At 39.8% G+C, this 17,904-nt stretch carries 14 protein-coding genes; 10 read left to right on the forward strand and 4 right to left on the reverse strand.

The annotated features are described in order from the left end of the window. The first annotated feature begins 239 nt into the window (after nt 1-239). On the forward strand, nt 240-1,613 hold the full coding sequence (locus NSS70_RS01665) for an IS1380 family transposase (protein ID WP_339211605.1): 1,374 nt from the start codon (nt 240-242) through the stop codon (nt 1,611-1,613). A 583-nt stretch (nt 1,614-2,196) separates the two neighbouring features. Next, on the forward strand, nt 2,197-2,613 hold the full coding sequence (locus NSS70_RS01670; protein ID WP_033013771.1) for a GRAM domain-containing protein: 417 nt from the start codon (nt 2,197-2,199) through the stop codon (nt 2,611-2,613). 287 nt (nt 2,614-2,900) lie between these two features. Here NSS70_RS01670 and ltrA read toward each other — a convergent pair whose 3' ends face one another. Then, nucleotides 2,901-4,160, reverse strand: coding sequence for a group II intron reverse transcriptase/maturase (gene ltrA, locus NSS70_RS01675; RefSeq protein WP_094245397.1), 1,260 nt, complete (start codon nt 4,158-4,160; stop codon nt 2,901-2,903). A 694-nt stretch (nt 4,161-4,854) separates the two neighbouring features. Between ltrA and NSS70_RS01680 the strand changes: the two genes are divergently transcribed. Then, nucleotides 4,855-5,283 (forward strand): SRPBCC family protein, encoded by a 429-nt coding sequence (locus NSS70_RS01680; RefSeq protein ID WP_066250478.1) that lies wholly within the window; start codon nt 4,855-4,857, stop codon nt 5,281-5,283. A 171-nt stretch (nt 5,284-5,454) separates the two neighbouring features. On the opposite strand, the gene NSS70_RS01685 is transcribed toward NSS70_RS01680, so the two are convergent. Genes NSS70_RS01685 through NSS70_RS01695 form a run of 3 tightly spaced genes read right to left on the reverse strand, consistent with a single transcriptional unit; the run spans nt 5,455 to nt 8,784 of the window. Continuing rightward, entirely contained in the window at nt 5,455-6,546 is a 1,092-nt protein-coding gene (locus tag NSS70_RS01685; protein WP_063386529.1) for a hypothetical protein, read from the reverse strand. Then, nucleotides 6,527-7,744 (reverse strand): glycosyltransferase family 4 protein, encoded by a 1,218-nt coding sequence (locus NSS70_RS01690; protein ID WP_117017019.1) that lies wholly within the window; start codon nt 7,742-7,744, stop codon nt 6,527-6,529. Before NSS70_RS01690 ends, NSS70_RS01685 begins: the two co-directional genes overlap by 20 nt. Beyond that, on the reverse strand, nt 7,741-8,784 hold the full coding sequence (locus tag NSS70_RS01695) for an NDP-sugar synthase (RefSeq protein WP_339210830.1): 1,044 nt from the start codon (nt 8,782-8,784) through the stop codon (nt 7,741-7,743). The genes NSS70_RS01690 and NSS70_RS01695 overlap by 4 nt, the downstream gene beginning before the upstream one ends. Nucleotides 8,785-9,156: 372 nt before the next feature. Here NSS70_RS01695 and NSS70_RS01700 point away from each other — a divergent pair, with 372 nt between their 5' ends. The 7 genes from NSS70_RS01700 to sfnG all read left to right on the forward strand — a co-directional run bounded on the left by NSS70_RS01700 (nt 9,157) and on the right by sfnG (nt 17,847). After that, the gene (locus NSS70_RS01700; RefSeq protein WP_158640151.1) at nt 9,157-10,557 is read left to right on the forward strand and encodes a zinc ribbon domain-containing protein; all 1,401 of its coding nucleotides are present in this window, start codon (nt 9,157-9,159) and stop codon (nt 10,555-10,557) included. Next, nucleotides 10,554-11,867 carry a beta-N-acetylhexosaminidase gene (gene nagZ, locus NSS70_RS01705; RefSeq protein ID WP_340880837.1) on the forward strand — a complete coding sequence of 438 codons (1,314 nt, stop codon included), beginning with the start codon at nt 10,554-10,556 and terminating at the stop codon, nt 11,865-11,867. The genes NSS70_RS01700 and nagZ overlap by 4 nt, the downstream gene beginning before the upstream one ends. A 103-nt stretch (nt 11,868-11,970) precedes the next feature. After that, nucleotides 11,971-12,810 carry a zinc ribbon domain-containing protein gene (locus NSS70_RS01710; RefSeq protein ID WP_339198402.1) on the forward strand — a complete coding sequence of 280 codons (840 nt, stop codon included), beginning with the start codon at nt 11,971-11,973 and terminating at the stop codon, nt 12,808-12,810. A gap of 362 nt (nt 12,811-13,172) precedes the next feature. After that, nucleotides 13,173-13,649: a flavin reductase family protein gene (locus NSS70_RS01715; protein WP_066250491.1), complete on the forward strand. Its 477-nt coding sequence runs from the start codon at nt 13,173-13,175 to the stop codon at nt 13,647-13,649. Nucleotides 13,650-13,971: 322 nt separating this feature from the next. Beyond that, nucleotides 13,972-15,327, forward strand: a complete 1,356-nt coding sequence (gene brnQ / locus NSS70_RS01720; RefSeq protein WP_340880839.1) for a branched-chain amino acid transport system II carrier protein — start codon at nt 13,972-13,974, stop codon at nt 15,325-15,327. 470 nt (nt 15,328-15,797) lie between these two features. Beyond that, nucleotides 15,798-16,271, forward strand: a complete 474-nt coding sequence (locus NSS70_RS01725) for a PCYCGC motif-containing (lipo)protein (RefSeq protein ID WP_063386536.1) — start codon at nt 15,798-15,800, stop codon at nt 16,269-16,271. Nucleotides 16,272-16,770: 499 nt separating this feature from the next. Then, nucleotides 16,771-17,847 (forward strand): dimethylsulfone monooxygenase SfnG, encoded by a 1,077-nt coding sequence (gene sfnG / locus NSS70_RS01730; RefSeq protein WP_063386537.1) that lies wholly within the window; start codon nt 16,771-16,773, stop codon nt 17,845-17,847. Nucleotides 17,848-17,904: the final 57 nt, after the last annotated feature.

Consider the following 17,904-nt stretch of genomic DNA (forward strand, 5'->3'; position numbering starts at 1 on the left):
AAAATAAAGCGCGATCGCTTGGGCGTTTACGGATTTTTGGACAGCCTCTTTAATCAAAGGCTGTCCTTTTTTTGTATTTTGGCATGCCATTCGCATGAAACGTATTCGACCAGCTTGAAATAATTGGTATTAGAAATTAGTTACCTGAATCCGTGACAAAACATCTTTACAATGGTCGCAAACCGTTGATACGATAAGGGAAAACGACGTTGACGATTCTTCATCAAGTAGGTGATGTGATGAAAGATTTCCCGATTCGGTTTGTATTGACAGATGAAGCGATTACCCCAAGTGCTGGGCTTGCTCTCGTTGGCTACTTACTCCATCGAACGAAACTGGATAAACGGGTAAACGCACTTCGGCTTCCAACGGTTCGTCGAGAAGTGCACATTTCCCATAGCGATGTCATTCGCTCGATGATTGGCTTGCTTGCCACAGGAAAAACGGATTTCGATCATATCGAAGCGTATCGTCAGGACGATATCTTTTCGGCATCGATGGGGATTCAGCACGTGCCTTCCTCTCCAACCTTGCGACAACGACTCGATCAGCTCGCTTGTCTTCCGATGACCGAAACGATTCTTTGGGAGGAGTCCATACGTCTGTTGATTCAACGACATGCCACTTTGTCCCCTTGTTGGACCAAAGGAAAGACGACATGGCTTCCCCTTGATATAGATGGTTCCCCATTTGACAACTCCGATACGAAAAAAGAAGGAGTCAGTCGAACGTATAAAGGATTTGACGGTTTTACACCGTTGTTTGCGTATGCAGGGAAGGAAGGGTATCTCGTTCATGCCGAGTTGCGTCCAGGGAAACAACATGTGCAAGACAACATGCCCTCGTTTTTAGTCACCGCTATCCGTCGAGCTCGTCAACTGACTTCATCTCGTCTGCTTGTTCGCATGGATGCAGGAAACGATGCAGAAGCGAATGTGCACGTATGCCTAAAGGAAGACGTGGACTTTGTCATCAAGCGAAACTTACGCCGAGAATCGACAGCGCTTTGGTTCCAGATCGCTTCGCAAAAGGGCAAACGTGTCGATGATGGACAAAGCGAAGGAGTACAAACCTATGAGCTATGCCTTCCACAGAAGGCAGCGATCGATGGAAACACGTATACGTACGTTCAAGTCACCCAAGTGACGGAACGGACGATGGAACGCAATGGACAGCTGATGCTCGTTCCTGATTATGAAGTGGAAAGCTATTGGGTGCGGCTCAAAGGATACGAGCATGTTCGAATGAGCGATGTGCTCGCGTTGTATCATGACCATGCGACATGCGAACAGTTTCATAGCGAACTGAAGAGCGACTTAGATTTAGAGCGGCTTCCATCTGGGAAGATGAAAACGAATGCGCTCGTGTTGGTCATGGGAGCCTTCGTTTACAATCTTCTTCGTCTGATTGGACAAGATCTATTAAGCGATCCGAGACATCCGTTGCACCACAAAGTGAAACGCCGCCGCATCAAGACGATTATTCAGACGGTGATCACGATGGCAGGGCGACTCGTCCGTCGATCACGACAGATCTGGATGAAACTGACGCGAAGGAGTGGCTATAGCGAGCCCCTACTGAACGTCTATCAGAAATGGAGAGAGGTAAGATAACGAACGAATGTTCGATCACTGATGTCCAACGTCACTCCCTGGGCTTTTTTGTCTATTTTTTTGGTTCGTATACCTAAAACAGAGATTTGTTCCATTTTCGGAAATAGAGATGACATAGGTCATAAGCATAAAAGGGGTTTATGGATTATCAATCCATCAAAATTACAACAAAATCAAAGTCGATTTCAATTCATCACGGATTCAGGTAAGAATCTATTAACCATTATTTTCCAACCTCTTTCTTCATAGATAGGAGTATCTCCTAAAAATCAAGATAGCGTGAACGCTTTCTCGATGTAAAAAAGAATAATTTACATATTTCAATTTATTTTTATAAAATTTTATATAAGATAGTTTTCAAAACCAGACATTTCAAATAGGGGTTCTTTTGAAACAAGAGGGCATTCTATCACAAAGTTAGAAGTCATAATCATACCCACTATTTGAATTATTTTTTGTTAATTTATGATTTTTTCAACACATTATATTTAAAAATAATACCAAAATTGGATACGTATATTAGTAGTTAATGCTATAATTATATTATGTAGAATAAAGAATATACGAGAGAGGTATCAGTAAGATGATCACAAAAGAACAAGGGTTACAAGCAATTCAAGAGTACCTAACAGAAAACGAGATAGTTGAACACACAGCTATTGCGCATTATAAATACGAGAATAGTCTTGCTGGTCTAGCTGGTATAGGTTCCACTTATGGTGTTCCAGTTCAAGGAATTCTTGTATCGACGAATTCGAGATTACTATTCTACGGAGAAGTAATAAAATCTATACCTGTTTTTGTTGACATTAAATATACAGATATCAATCGTATAGAAGAAAAGAAGATGAATTATGGTTTATTGAAGTCTATCCCTGCAATTATTGTTTCTCATAAAGAGACAGAAACATTTACAACCCAGGGAAATCCCGACGAATTTTCTAAGCTAAAATCCTTCTTTGAATTAGTCAAAAAGAAAGTAGCTTCTCAGCAAAACTGAAGTGTTTATTGTCAACAAAAATGTACAGTTTGACAATTAAGCGTATGTATCTATTCTACATAATTATAAATTTGTCTTGACAATCATAATAAACTAGCTTACGTACAAAACCACATCGCTTGCTCTTTTAAGTAAAATCTTAACAGGTTCCGTGTCAAGTAACGTGATATATGCGTTAATATTCATTCAAACACTCCTCTATTCTATCACGAAATCGAGTAGGAGGGGGTGACTAACCCCCGACCTCTCACACCACCGTACGTACCGTTCGGTATACGGCGGTTCAATTAAGTATGACGTAGTGCTTGATATCTTTCGAATAGACTTCTTAACCCTCGACGCTTCCAATAGGAGTTGTCGAGGGTTTTGTGTAGAATGGGACTGCAGGCAATCCGCCAATATTTCTTGCGTGTATTGCCCCATTCGAATGCTTTATGGCTTGGAACTTCTAATCCTCTGAGTTTCCGAATTCTTGTTTTCGGGGTTTTCCATTCTTTCCACAAACACATCCGAAGCCTTCGTCTAATCCATTCATCAAATTCTTTGAACTTACTTGGTGTTTCTGCCAAGGCAAAATATCCGCACCATCCCATTAAATACTTATTCAGTTTCTCAATCCTTTTCTCCATTGGATACGGTTTCGACCTTGATGTAATTTCACGGATCTTGTTCTTCAAACGTTTCACACTTTCGTTCGCAATCCGTACCTTTGGAGTCTTATTGAGTGTGAAGCTGAAACCGAGAAACTTCCGTTTCCAAGGACGGTCTACCGCCGATTTCTCTTTATTTACCTTGAGCTTTAACTCCTTCTCTATAAAGTTCGTAATGGAGTTCATGACACGAATTCCTGCTTTCTTTGTTTTCACATAGATGTTACAGTCATCCGCATACCGAACAAACTTATGTCCACGTTTCTCAAGCTCTTTATCCAATTCATGAAGCATGATGTTTGATAAAAGTGGACTAAGCGGGCCGCCTTGAGGCGTTCCCATGTCCGTTTCCATTACCACTCCATTGATCATCACGCCTGATTGAAGATACCGGCGAATTACCTTCAGTAGAATTCGATCTTTGATCGTTTTCGCCAAGATCCCCATCAGTTTGTCGTGATTCACCTTGTCAAAGAATTTCTCTAGGTCTATATCGACTACCCAACGATATCCTTCTTTGATATAACCCTTTGCTTCCCTAACCGCATCATGTCCCCTTCTACCTGGTCGGAAACCATAGCTATGGTTCGAGAAGGTCGGATCAAAGATTTTCGTCAACACTTGGGCAATCGCTTGTTGGATGAAACGATCCGTCACGGTAGGGATCCCTAGAAGTCTTACTCCACCGTTCGGTTTCGGGATTTCGACTCGACGGACGGGTAAGGGCTTGTAGGTTCCTTCTCTCAACGACTGTCGAATGGAGTCCCAATTTTCGTAGAGGTGTCTTCGTAGGTCTTTTACGGACATGCCATCTACTCCGTGACCTCCTTTATTCTGTTCGACTCGTTTCAGTGCCGCCAGGAGATTTTCCCGTGACAAAATCATTTCCATCAACATTGATATCCTCTCCACGTGAACGAATTCTTCTATTTGTGCCATCTTCTGCTCCACCCTCTTGAAGTCCCCCGTGGGATTCACCACTTCCTCCTTCAAGTAAGTCCTATCGGATTGTCTGCTTCCACACAGAAGGTGAACGCCTAGCGATTCGTTCTCCTTAATTGTTCAGTCCTTCCTCTTTCGTCTCGAGCTCGAAAAGAGTACTATGACTTCTGCTGACTTCTGACTGTTCAGTTATCTATCACTAGATAGGTTACCAAGGTTACTTGGCGTGCCAGCCAGACCTCCCCGGGTAAGTACATGCACTTTCACACCATCTATCCGCCTCATTTACTCGATATGACCTTCGACAGAAAGAGCTTTGTTTTGTTTCGCAAACTCACTCAATCATACCTAGCCTTATATGAGGTTCGTGTTCCTCGGACCGGTGTTTTGCCTCCAGCTTCCTTCAGATTCCGCGTCACCACGGACACCCTTGCTCTTGGCTAACCTCTACTTCTGTCTTCGGGGTTCGGGACTTACACCCTATAGTTCATGTACATGCCGGGCGCACAAATATAAAAAACCGTTCTAGTTCGGAACGGTTTTTTTCATTTATATCTAAGAATTTCTATTTCATGAGTCAGTGCATTTGACATAATACCTTGTGGTTTCATATAATTTGAAACTAAATGATGTAAAAAGGAGCAAGACTATGGAAAAAAATCATCAAAATCCATTACAAGACATTCATCAATCAATTGTATTAGAAGCCTTAATTGAAAAAGTTTGGGAGGCGGCGGCTACGTCAGAGGGGATTGCGTCATGGTTCATGCCAAATGATTTTCAGCCAAAGCTGGGACATGAATTCCATCTGCAATCTCCTTTCGGGCCGTCTCCATGTAAAGTGGTAGAACTTGAACCGCCTTACCGCCTCTCTTTCACATGGGATACAGAAGGCTGGGTTGTTTCATTTATTTTGAAGGATTTAGGGGATAAAACTGAATTTACTCTTATTCACAGCGGATGGAAGCATCCTGACGATGTGCTGCCTAAAGTAAATGAAAAAAGCTCTGTTGTTCGTGAACGGATGAATCATGGCTGGATGAACATTTTAAAAAAATTGCAAAAGGTTGTGGAATAACAAAAAATTCATTTACGTTTTCAGATCCAGCTCGAGGAAATAACTTGGAGGAAAAGAAAACAACAAAAAAATTAGGGAGATGATGATCTCCCCAATGCAATCGCCATATCGTCCGAAGAATAGAGGAAAAGGTGGCTGCACTTTTTTGAACACTGAAAAAAAGATTTTTTATTAAATCTTTTCGAATACTTCCAATTTTAGCGGATGTGCTAAAGCTTCAGTCATTAAATAGGAAAGTGTTGATTCCGCGCCCCGATTTTGATTAGGGCCATCGGAGTTCAGACCGTCGCAGCAGCTGCCATCGCTAGGATCGACTAAAGGAATGTGATGGTCATTCCCACCATAAAACCAGTCTCGGCAGCGCAGTACAACTTGTAAGTAAGCAGAATCATCCAAAATATGATAAGCTTCGTTTGCAGCTAAAGCTAGTTTCATAACATCGATGGGCTGCTGATCCCAGTCGGCGCGATTGTGGCGGCTGCACCAACCCCGGTTGCCGATTGGACGAATGGAGGAGCTGTTGAATCCGCCCATCTTTTCGATGAGAAAATCAAGACTCTCTTTGGCAATTCGCAATGTTTCATTGCGACGGTTGTATCGATAGGATAAAAATAATCCCCAAGGCAAAATTCCATTGGCATATGTCATTTGTTTTTCGAACCAATGCCAATCTTCCGTTCGGTGCTCTTTGTATGCTGTTAATAAACTATGTTCGCATGTTTCTGCCAATTGTTTAAGTTCATCTTCTGCTATTTCAAGAGAGGAAATGCTGTTTTTCTTTTCCATGAGCAGTTTGCTGCAGCTGGCCAGCACCCATGCTTGGCTGCGGGCAAAACGAAGCTTGCGGCATGCAGAAAGGGCATTGCGCAAAATTTCTGCTGCCACATAGCGGCGGGCATTGTCATTAAGTTTTAAATAGGCCATTGTCACTGCCCAAACTGATCGACCAAGACAATCTTCAGAACGAGTTTCCGATTCAGGTGTTCGGTCATAATAAAAGTTATTATGAAACCATCCATCATCCCTTTGAGCCCAAAGCAAAAAGGCTAAATACCGATCAAGCATTCCGTAGAGTCTCTTCAATTCAGACGGTTCATCTTGAAGAAGCTCTATCCATTCAATACATAGCCAAAGGGCGCGCGCATTGTCGTCTGTTGAATATCCTTCTTTACGGCGCGGAATCCGGCCGAGGCAATGCTCGATCAACCCTGTATCGTCAGTTAAACGTTCCAAATGATCAAAATTAATATTTGGTTGGGGCAACGTGTTTCACCACGCTTTCGTTCGGCTCTTTCACACCCTTCTCATCCAAGTCCATTTCGCCGATTTTGGCAAACAGCTTCAAATATTGCATCCCGACAGTTGGCCAATGGGTTGCCTTTCCAATCTGCCGAATTCGATTTTCCCATTGGTGCAATGCATTGTCATCCATTAATAGCTCTTTTAATCGCTGTTCCCATGCTTTGATGTCGCCATACGGAAGAAGCAGTTCTTCACAGCCTTTTAATAAATCTTGCGCATGCTCGTATGGCGTGGAGAGAATCGGACGGCCTATTCCAACGGCATAAGCCAGCGTTCCGCTTGTGATTTGCTGCAAGCCCGGATAAGGAGTTACATATAGATCACACGCTGTTAAGTAGGAGACGAGCTCCTCTTCATTAAAGTAACGGTCAATCATTCGGACATTCTCTTCTAATCCGAGCTGACGAATCATGTTTTGCAGCTCTTCACGGTATGATTCTCCTTCCCGCTTTTTCACTTCAGGATGCGTTTGTCCCGCGATAATATATAACGTTTCCGGTACTTCACGGACAACTTCTGGGAGGGCTGAAATTAGAGACTCGATTCCTTTGCCGCGATTCAGTAATCCAAATGTAAGCAATACTTTTCTGCCTTCAAATCCCAGCTGGCGGCGAAGCTGATCCCGCTCGTTATCTCGAGGTTTAGGCGATCCATGTGGAATGTAGACAATTTTATTTTCGGGCAAATTATACGCTCGGACTAAATAAGAGACAGCCTTGCGGTTCATGACGACTATAGCGTCGCTTAAATCGGCAATTTCCTGCTGGACTTGCCGATATGGCGGCTTAGGATCAGAGAAAATCGTGTGAAACGTCGTAACGAGCGGTTTATTTAATGCGCGTACAAAGTCGACTATGTACTCTCCCGCTTCACCGCCGAAAATGCCGAATTCATGCTGCAAAACTACAACAGAAATATCGCTTCGATTGACCCTTTTGGCCATCTTCACATAAGCTGAACGATCTTGCATTGGCAAAGGCCAAAATCTCGGATTATTTTCATATACATTTCTGTCATCATTTTCATTATAAAGTACAATGATTGGATCACGATTACCGCGTTTGCCAGCAGCGCTTACGTTTGTAAATACATGTTCAGTGAAGGTAGCAATACCGCAGCGGCGCGGAGGATATGTGCTGACATATGCAATTCGACTCATGCTTGCATCACCCTCTCATATTGGTTCAAGATCAAGTTATCGTACACTTTACCTTCATTTAAGAATGTCTTGTAAGCCATAATACTGTTGTTGACACGAATATTATCGCTTATGCTTGATTGATCCCAAAGAATAGAGTTTGAAAAATGCACTTTGGAGCCAATGCGGCAATGATCACCAATCACTGCAAACGGACCAATTACTGACTGATCGCCTACCTCGACATTATCCCCGATTAAAACAGGAGGGATAAAGCGGACGCCAGATCCGATTTTGGTGTCTTTTCCTAACCAAACGCTCGGTTGAACTTGATTTCCGCGAGTAGGCAACGGGTTCCGATTTTCAAGAACGTCCCAATGAATTTTCCGGTAACGTTCTGGTGTTCCCATATCAAACCAGTAACCGCTGCTTATTTTTCCGTATACACTTTTGCTTTTTTGAATAAGGGTGGGAAATGTTTCACGTTCGATAGAAACTTCACGTCCTGCTGGAATGTAGCGCATTACTTCTGGTTCAAGAATGTACAAACCAGCATTGATCAAATTTGATGGTGCTTCTTCACGACGAGGCTTTTCAACAAAACGCAAAATCCGGCTGGAATCGTCCAGTTGAACGACACCGTAAGAAGAAGGGTCATCTACTTCCGTCAGTGCAATTGTGGCGATCCCGCCGCTTTGTTCATGAAATTCAAGAAGAGGAATCAAGTTTGGCAAGTGAACAATGTCGGCATTTACAACAAGAAATCTTTCCTTCAAAAATCTTTCAGCATTTTTGATAGCTCCTGCTGTTCCCATTTGATGTGTTTCATCAGAGTACTCAATGTCTACACCGAAACGTTTGCCGTCTCCGAAGTAATTTTTTATGACATCTGAACAGTGATGTGAGGCTATTACGAATTGGTTGATTCCTTGATCGCGAAGATAAGTGATGAGGTGTTCGAGCCATGGCCGGTTAGCAATGGGTGCCATCGGTTTCGGCAAATTTTCAGTTAATGGGCGTAAACGTGTTCCTAAACCACCAGCTAACAGTAATGTTTTCATTTGTCATCCCTCCATTAGTCTATGATTATGAAGTTCATAACAGATGGATGAATGAAAAATGAAAGTGGCGTATATTGTTAGCACTCAAACCTACTGGTTGCTAATAAATATTATAACAAAATTTCTTATATAAGTAAAATGTATGAATTTCAACTCAGTCGGGGGTTTTCCTATACTTAATGAAAAAAGGGACAAATATAACACCCTTTTGTTTAAAGTCTCTACTCCGATTGATAGAAGCTTAAAAAATGTTTGAAAAACCTCTAAGAAGAGTGCTGTTTGTTTTAATGTCTAATTATTCAGAAAATCTATCAAAAGCCTTATGAAATGATATAATCTCCTTGAATTTTATGAAGAAAGCAGGTGATATCGTTGAACTATTGTCAACAATGCGGACACCGATTAGAAGAAAATCAAACATTTTGTACGAATTGCGGCGCGAAAGTCGTAGAATCACAAAACGCCGTACAATCGCAAAATGTAATGAAGGCAGGGGAGGGATCAGGATCAAGAAGACCGGTGCTGGCAACGAAAAAATCTAAGATTTTTGCAAGTATTGGAGTTCTATTAATTTTAGTAATTGCAAGTTCATTTTTTATTGTAAAATCGGTCTATAAACCGACAAAACTGGCGGAAAATTTTATTCTAGCGATCAACAATCATGATGCAAAAAAAGTGGCTCATTTACTAAACTCGAAGCAATCGGATATAAAAATAGATGAAAAAGTGGCCAAACAATTAATTGACCATTATCAAATGAACCCATCGGAATTTTCTGAACTGAAAAATAGCTTGCATAAAGAAGCCGTTATTTATGAAAAAGGGGCATTTCCTGAGCATACAGATGCAGATATTTCGATCAATAAATTAGGAAAAAAATGGTTATTTTTTGACTATTATGCACTCATACCTAAAAATTTATATATTGTCGTAACGGCAAATCATGATAGCCATATTTACATAGATGGGAAAAAATATGAACCTATAAAAAAAGACGAAGAACGGACTTACGGGCCGTTTTTGCCAATCAATCATAAAGTGCAAGCAGTATACAAAGGAGAATACGCAGACGTAAAGCAAGTGGAAGAAGTTTCGCCAAGTGATGCAGAAGAAAATAAAGTGTACATAAATTTTGATTTAACTGGAGATTATGTATATTTATATTCAAATATTGAAGATGCCACTTTATTCGTCAATGGAAAGAGCACAGGTTTAAAAATTTCGGATGTAGAAGAGTTTGGACCAGTTGCAACAGACGGTTCGATGACGCTTCATGCCGAAATAAAAACTGCTGATGGTACGGTGAAAAGCAATAAAAAGACAATTAAAGAAGCCGGGGAAACGATTGATCTATTATTTGAACAAGAAATTCCAATGGAAGATTTCGAAGATGTTGGAGATTCATTAAAAGACTATCATGATGAACAATCGGAGATCGAAAATGTGATTATGAGCCATTATACTAGTATCTCAAGCGGTGACTACGAAACTGCATATGCAATGTTTTCCTCAAGCCGTCGCAGTAAAATTAGCTATGAAAAATGGTCTAAAGGGCTAAAAAACAATTTTAAAAATGAAGTTACGAATGTAAGTGTGGAAAGTATAGAAAATGATCAAGCGACAGTGAGTTTTCAATTAACTTCTTATGACAAACAGGACGACGGCTCCACATTAGTACAAGAATGGGGAGGGAAATGGTATTTAGTGAAGGAATCAGACGGCTGGAAATTAGCAACGCCTGAAATTAAAAAGCTAAATACTAGAACGGAATGAAATGGAAATCTTTGCTTCTCATTTTCGCCATATTTATTTTGAGTATTTTTGCCATTATATCAATCCCGAAATTGCCGCTCTTTCAGGAAAATCAAAAAACAAAGATTCAAGACCAGCATGAAGAACCGGAAGTAAAAGAAGCGGGTAATGTTGCAGCTTTGCAAGAAGAAAAAAACGATAAGAAAGAAGAAACGGTCGAAGAAAAAGCAGCTAGAATAGTGGATGATATGTCTTTGGGCGAGAAGGTCGGCCAGCTTTTGATGGTGGGCTTTAAAAGCACGGAAAAAGACGAGGAAATAACCGATTTAATCGTAAACAAACATATCGGTTCTGTCATTTTGTTTGACCGCAACATGGAGACTCCGGAACAAGTTGCGCAATTAAATAATTCTTTGCAAAGGCTCGCGCTGAAAAAGCGGTTTGGAGTGCCGCTTATGATCGGAGTGGACCAAGAAGGGGGAGACATTTTGCGGATGAGAGAAAAAGTGTCTCCCATCCCGTCCCAACAGAAGCTAGGGCAAGCTGCAAATGAAAAAGCGGTGTACGATATTGCTCTTCTGAACGGAAGGGAATTGGCTGCCATGGGATTTCATCTAAATTTTGCACCCGTTTTGGATTTGTCAGAGACTGACAGCCGATCTTTTGATACAAATCCGGAAGCGGTCTATACGTATGGTGCAAAAGTGGTTCAAGGATTGCATGAAGCGAAGATTACAGCAACGCTCAAGCATTTTCCCGGCAACGGAAGAAGCAGTGTTGATCCGCATATTGACACTTCTTCTGTAAAAGCGGACAAATTGGATTTGGAGAATTCCGATATTTATCCATTTAAAAAGCTCATTGAAAATACAGATCACAATCAATTCTTCATTATGATGACTCACATTAAATATCCAAGTTATGATCCTAGCAAACCAGCAAGTTTATCTTCTGTTATGATTCAAAAGCTGCTTCGGGAAAAGCTGGGGTATAAAGGAATTGTTGTCACGGATGATCTTGAAATGGGCGCAGTAAATAAATATTATTCATATGAAGATATGGCAATCGAAGCGATTAATGCCGGAGCGGATTTGCTGCTCGTTTGCCATGAATATGAGCATCAAGTGGAGGTTTATAATGGCTTAGTGAAAGCAGTGAAAGACGGAAAAATTCAAGAAAAACGCATCAACGAAGCGGTGACAAGAGTGCTAATGCATAAATTATCCACTATTCAAAATCCGATCGTTGATCCGCAATATGCGAAAGAAACAGTTGGAAGCAAGGAGCATAAAACACTGATCGAAAATTGGATGAATACAAAGGAACAGTGATTCAATTAAATTCGTAGAAGACCTTCATTCAATGTTTGGGCAAGCCGATTGTAGGCGGCTGCCCATGTTATACCAATAAATAGAGGAGGAACAATAGAGGAAAATGATTTGTCATCAATGTGGAAATGAACAAGAAAAAGGAAATTTTTGTGGGAAATGCGGGGCAAAATTGAATAATGATCCAAATCTACAAGAAACAGCGGGAGGCGGCGGGGATCAGGTTTCAATTAACAGAAATCCCCAACCGTCTTATGGCCAAGCAGCTTCCACGCAAATGAATGAACATGTAGAAAAGGTTAAAAAGCAGTCGAAAGTGTATGGAAGCTATTTCGTTCATTTTTTGAAACATCCGTCATCCATTTTTGGCAAAGAAAAAAATGAATGGGTGAATGGCTTTATCAGCATTATTTTATTTGTGTTCATTGTCACACTAACGGTTAGCGTTTTTGTCCGCAATCTATTTAAATCGGCAATTCATGGTACTCAAGGACTGATAAATGAGTTTTATGATGGACCTTCGTATGTTTCGGTATTTTTTAATGTTTTTATATTTGTTTTTCTTATTGTTGCGCTCGTGTTATTGTGTATGTTCATTGTTAATAAATTGTTTGGATCAAGTGCATCTTTTAAAGAGGTAACAGCTATATATGGAGCACATCTTACCACCGCGATCATTGTTTCGCTTATCGCGTTATTGCTAGTTTTGTTAAAATCCCATGTTTATGGAAACATTGTGCTGAGCATTTCACTTTTGCTTGCGATCGTTTTAATTCCATATTATTTGATAAGTGTACTGCTAACGAAATATTCAAAAGGAATAGATCCTTTATACTCATTTATTATCTATGTTGCTATATTTTCCATCGTGTTTGCGATTTTTATCGGTATATTGGCTGATTCGGCAATGGGGAGAATTGTTGATCAATGGAGATATTTTTGGTGATGGAGTGACATTGAACATTTTGAACGAATCTAAATATTAGCTGCTTTAATTTTCATACAATATAGACTTACACAATGAGTACCGTTAAGCCTTAAAAGCATCAGATCACCTTCTGCGCTGGTATGCCCGCCGCATACCAGCGTTTCATATGTTAATAGGCTGATTTTCATTCTATTGTATGATATGACGTTTTAAGTTGAGGTCATTATGAGAGAATTGGAAGCAGTATGGAACAATTGGCCGATATTCTAGGCAAACTATAAGCTGAAACTGGACATATTTTAATCGTTTGCCTAAAATGAAGCTAAAGGGAATACCAAAACAATCCAAAAAATTGTTTTCAAAGGAAGGTGATGCTCAACATGGATGCAAAGGCGAAAAAAACGGCTTTACGTGGAATTACATATGGCTTGTACATTGTCGGAACGAAAGATGAAAACGGAGCCAATGGATTTGCTGGAAATTGGTTGACGCAAACCTCTTTTGAACCGCCTTTAGTTGCAGTTGCCGCAAAAGCGGGTACACGTTCACAACAACAAATTGCCAAAAGCGGAGTATTTAGCGTCAATATTTTGGAGACGGGTCAGAAGGACATGGTTACTGCCTTTTTCCGATCCATTGAGCCGGAAGGAAACAAGCTGGCTGGATACGAATTTTATACGGAAGAAACAGGATGTCCGATTTTTAAAGATGCGTTGAGCTTTTTTGAGTGTAAAGTGGTGGAAAAAATAGAAAAAGGTGACCACTATATTTACGTCGGTGAAGTGTTCAATGCCGGAGTGCATCGGGAAGGCGAACCGCTAACATTGAAAGAAACCGGTTTCTATTATGGAGGCTAAACTTTTTATAAGAATAATGTTCTGGTTAAAAAGACCTGCAAATTTTATTATTTGAGACAAAAAATAAGAATATAGTTTTGTTCGGCTAAAGGTTGAAGCAAGATTTTAAAGGATAAGCGATGATGACTTACGATTATTTGAAGCAGGCGTTCATTTCCGCCTGCTTCAAGCGTTTTTTCCAAGTGAATGTACGTAGTATAAGTATATGAATTCATTGAAATTTTCGTAAAAAAATAGTATAATATAATTTATTGTATGAATCGTGTGAATTGTTTTCATAAATCGATTTAAAAAAATTACATCATGGTGGGATCGAAAAATTATGGATCAAAAGCTATCATTTTCTTCGCTTGCTGTCATTGGAGTTATGTTGTTTGCCCTATTTTTTGGGGCGGGGAATTTAATATTTCCAGCTCAGCTTGGACAAAATGCCGGAGAGAATCTTTGGTTTGCTGTGACTGGATTTATTATTACTGGAGTCGGATTGCCGTTTCTCGGGATTATAGCGATGAGTTTTTCCGGAAGCAGTGATTTACAAGAGCTTTCTAGTAGAGTTCATCCGACTTATGCCGTCTTTCTCACATCATTGCTCTATTTAACAATTGGTCCTTTTTTTGCAGCACCGCGGACTGGAACTGTTGCGTATGAAGTCGGTATTGCGCCGTTTGTTGCTGAGGAATTTCATCAAGTTGGATTGTTTATTTATACGCTGCTATTTTTTGCTGTGACTTTTTGGTTTTCTTTATACCCGGCTAAAATTGTTGATAATGTTGGAAAACTTCTAGCGCCTGGAATTGTGATTCTTCTTGCCATACTTTTATTTATGGTAGTTGTGAATCCTATTGGGGATATTGGTTCAGCGCAAGGCGTGTATAAAATTCATGCGTTTTCCCAAGGTTTTATAGATGGCTATAGTACAATGGACGCCCTTGCATCACTTGTATTTGGCATTATTGTGATCAATGCCATACGCAAATTAGGTGTAACATCAAAAAAAGATATTCTGAAAGCTACAGCAAAATCAGGAACTGTTGCCATTTCACTGCTTGCACTGATTTATATTGGAATTGCTTATTTAGGAGCAACAAGTACAGAAGCTTTCGGAATTTTTAAAACAGGTGGACCCGTTCTCAGCAATGCGGCTTCACACTATTTTGGCACATTTGGTTTAATCATGCTGGCTATTATTATCATCCTTGCATGTTTAACGACTGCCATTGGTTTAATAACGGCGAATGCTGAATATTTTCATAAATTGATTCCGAGAATCGGCTATAAAACGTGGGTTATCTTCTTTAGCTTACTTACTTTTGTAATAGCAAACTTTGGATTAACGAACATTATTTCATTTTCTATCCCTGTCTTAATGTTCATCTATCCGCTAGCGATTGTTTTGATTTTGTTAACGTTCTTGTCGCCGCTTTTCCATCACGCACGCATTGTATATGCTTCAACGACTGGAGTTACATTTTTAATTAGTATTTTTGATGGTTTGAAATCATTATGTAATTCACTTGGAATTGATTATTTCGGATGGATGGTACCGATTGTTTCGTTCTATGAACAAGTATTGCCATTTTATAAACAAGGACTCGGCTGGTTTATTCCAGCGATCATTGTCATTATTATTACAGGTATTGTCGGAAGGGTTCAGGCCAAATCAACTGTTAGAGCGTAAAATGTTCTATTATAATAATAGAAAGAATAGTTTGAATTTTTGCAAGCTATAAAAAAGGAACTTTCTTAAGGAAGGTTCCTTTTTTTGATCAAACTTGACCATTGACAATTTTTTAAAACTAAAGGAAGATTCTTTTTATTATTTAGTGATTATGGTATTTTTCTTGTAGAGGTTAAAGTCTATCCACCCTTCGTAAGTTCGGATTTAAAAATAAAAGATATTTAGCAGCTGCTAGAAGTATCCCCTTTACAATATAATGGAATGATATCAGAAGCTTTGAAGATGTATGCCGTTCATTAGACTTTATTAATTGAGAGAAAAACTTTAAGGAAGGGAAATAGGAATATATATTGTAAGGGTAACATCGACCGCTAGATGGTTCTATGTTCGGCAGCTGAATGCAATTGGTGATTAGTTGATGAACAGAAAAGAAGGATTTCATTACACTTTATAAAAGGAAGTGTGACGTTGTGAAAGCCAAACAATTATTGGTATTACTATTTATTACAATAATCATTTCTGCTTGCAGTTCAAATAAAGAACAATCAACCATGGAGCACGCGCCGAATGGCGACTTGTGGGAAACAACTGCTTCAAGGGATGAACTGCCGACCTTTTTAAATGAATATAGCGAAAACATTCAAATCATCTATCAAGCAGCCGGAAAATCAATGGAGCTGCTGCAATGGATTCCTTGTTATTGTGGCTGCGGCGATCATGCCGGACATCGGAGCAGTCTAAATTGTTTTGTTAAGCAAGTAAATCAAAATGGTTCTGTTGTATGGGATGACCATGGAACACGCTGCAACGTCTGCTTAGAAATTGCAGCAGAAGCAATCAAAATGAAGCAAGATGGAAAAACGGTAAAAGAAATTCGCCAATATATAGATGAAAAATACAAAGAAGGCTATGCGAACCCGACAGACACACCAATGCCGTTATAAAGAAAAGGATGAGACCAATTATTGGTTTCATCTTTTCTATGTTTTATGCTTTGTCGAAACTGTTTTTGTCCTCAGGACTTGATCATGATGGAAAAAGGCTTGTGATTAGACATTTAATCTTGAATATCCATCAATACTGTTTTTTGTTATTTTTACATAATAAAATTGTCGGAGAAAGCTCCTTCGGCTTTTTTTTTGACCGATCCTCCACGCTTTCCAACAAAGAATTATTTATAATCATATTCCCTTTCGCTCCATGACCCATTTTCCATTCTGCCTTTCCCTCATGTCTAATTCTAAGGACTGATCTAATAAAACTAGCAAGAAAAGTCGAAATTTTTAAAAACATACTTGACAAATAGGAATAATGGAATTAATATCATACTTAAATCTTTTACTTTTATCCGGTTGCCCACTGGACCGCCAGAGGCTCATATCAGTTCCTAATATTAGGATCTGATATGAGCCTTTTTTATTAAAATTTAAGGAGGGAAAATCAATGGGTTTACAATTTGCTTATTGGGCGCCAAACGTTAGTGGAGGGCTTGTGATCTCTAATCTGCCACAGAAAACAGGCTGGTCATTTGAGGATAACAAACGTTATGCACAAATAGCTGAAGAAAATGGTTTTGATTACGTCCTGCTGCAAACAAGATTTTTCGCCAGCTACGGAGCTGAAAAACAATTAGAAGCCGCTGCGCTTGCTTCTGCACTTGCCGCTAGTACCAAAAAATTAAACATTATTACAGCTGTGCTGCCCGGCCTATGGCATCCAGGTGTCATAGCAAAAATTATTTCAACGATTGATCATATCAGTAATGGCCGTGCTTCAATTAATATTGTCAGCGGATGGTTTAAAAATGAATTTATCGGTTATGGGGAACCGTGGTTAGACCATGATGAACGTTATCGACGGTCTGAAGAATTTATACAGGTTCTACGAGATTTGTGGACAAAGGAAACCACTACTTTTAAAGGAGATTTTTATCGTATAAATGAAGCGCCATTAAAGCCTAAACCTATTAATATCCCGAAAATTTTCCAAGGCGGAAACTCGAAAGCAGCAAGAGAAATGGCTGGACGAGTTTCAGATGTTTACTTCATGAATGGAAACTCGCTGGAAAATCTGAAAAAGCAAATTGATCATGTGAAATCATTGGCTGAATCGAACGGAAGAAACATCCAATTCGGTGTTAATGGCTTCGTGATTGTTCGTGATACAGAAGAAGAAGCAAAACAAGTTTTAAAAGATATTGTTTTACATGCAGATAAAGAAGCTGTGGAAGGCTTTGAAAGTCAAGTGAAATTCGCAGGGAAAGCCTCTCCTGAAGGTGAAGGAATGTGGGCGGAATCCACCTTCGAAGATCTTGTGCAATATAATGACGGTTTCAAAACAGGTTTGATTGGGACGGCAGAACAAGTGGCGGATCGCATCATTGAGCTGAAAAAAATAGGAGTCGATATTGTTTTGACAGGATTTTTACATTACGATGAAGACTTAAAAGCCTTTGGTGAAAAAGTCATTCCGCTCGTAAGAGAAAAAGAAGCAAAATTGGAGGGAATCCTAGCCAACTAAATAAAGAAGCATAAGACTCGAAATGAGTAAGCTTTCGGAACAACTAACAAATGAATA

Source organism: Aeribacillus sp. FSL K6-2848 (genome assembly GCF_038004325.1).
Taxonomy (GTDB): Bacteria; Bacillota; Bacilli; order Bacillales; family Aeribacillaceae; genus Aeribacillus; species Aeribacillus composti.

Coding starts and splice junctions, on each gene's coding strand:
- NSS70_RS01665 (WP_339211605.1), top strand. CDS start 240: ATGAAAGATTTCCCGATTCGGTTTGTATTGACAGATGAAGCGATTACC.
- NSS70_RS01670 (WP_033013771.1), top strand. CDS start 2,197: ATGATCACAAAAGAACAAGGGTTACAAGCAATTCAAGAGTACCTAACA.
- ltrA (WP_094245397.1), bottom strand. CDS start 4,160: ATGTTGATGGAAATGATTTTGTCACGGGAAAATCTCCTGGCGGCACTG.
- NSS70_RS01680 (WP_066250478.1), top strand. CDS start 4,855: ATGGAAAAAAATCATCAAAATCCATTACAAGACATTCATCAATCAATT.
- NSS70_RS01690 (WP_117017019.1), bottom strand. CDS start 7,744: ATGAGTCGAATTGCATATGTCAGCACATATCCTCCGCGCCGCTGCGGT.
- NSS70_RS01695 (WP_339210830.1), bottom strand. CDS start 8,784: ATGAAAACATTACTGTTAGCTGGTGGTTTAGGAACACGTTTACGCCCA.
- nagZ (WP_340880837.1), top strand. CDS start 10,554: ATGAAATGGAAATCTTTGCTTCTCATTTTCGCCATATTTATTTTGAGT.
- NSS70_RS01710 (WP_339198402.1), top strand. CDS start 11,971: ATGATTTGTCATCAATGTGGAAATGAACAAGAAAAAGGAAATTTTTGT.
- NSS70_RS01715 (WP_066250491.1), top strand. CDS start 13,173: ATGGATGCAAAGGCGAAAAAAACGGCTTTACGTGGAATTACATATGGC.
- brnQ (WP_340880839.1), top strand. CDS start 13,972: ATGGATCAAAAGCTATCATTTTCTTCGCTTGCTGTCATTGGAGTTATG.
- sfnG (WP_063386537.1), top strand. CDS start 16,771: ATGGGTTTACAATTTGCTTATTGGGCGCCAAACGTTAGTGGAGGGCTT.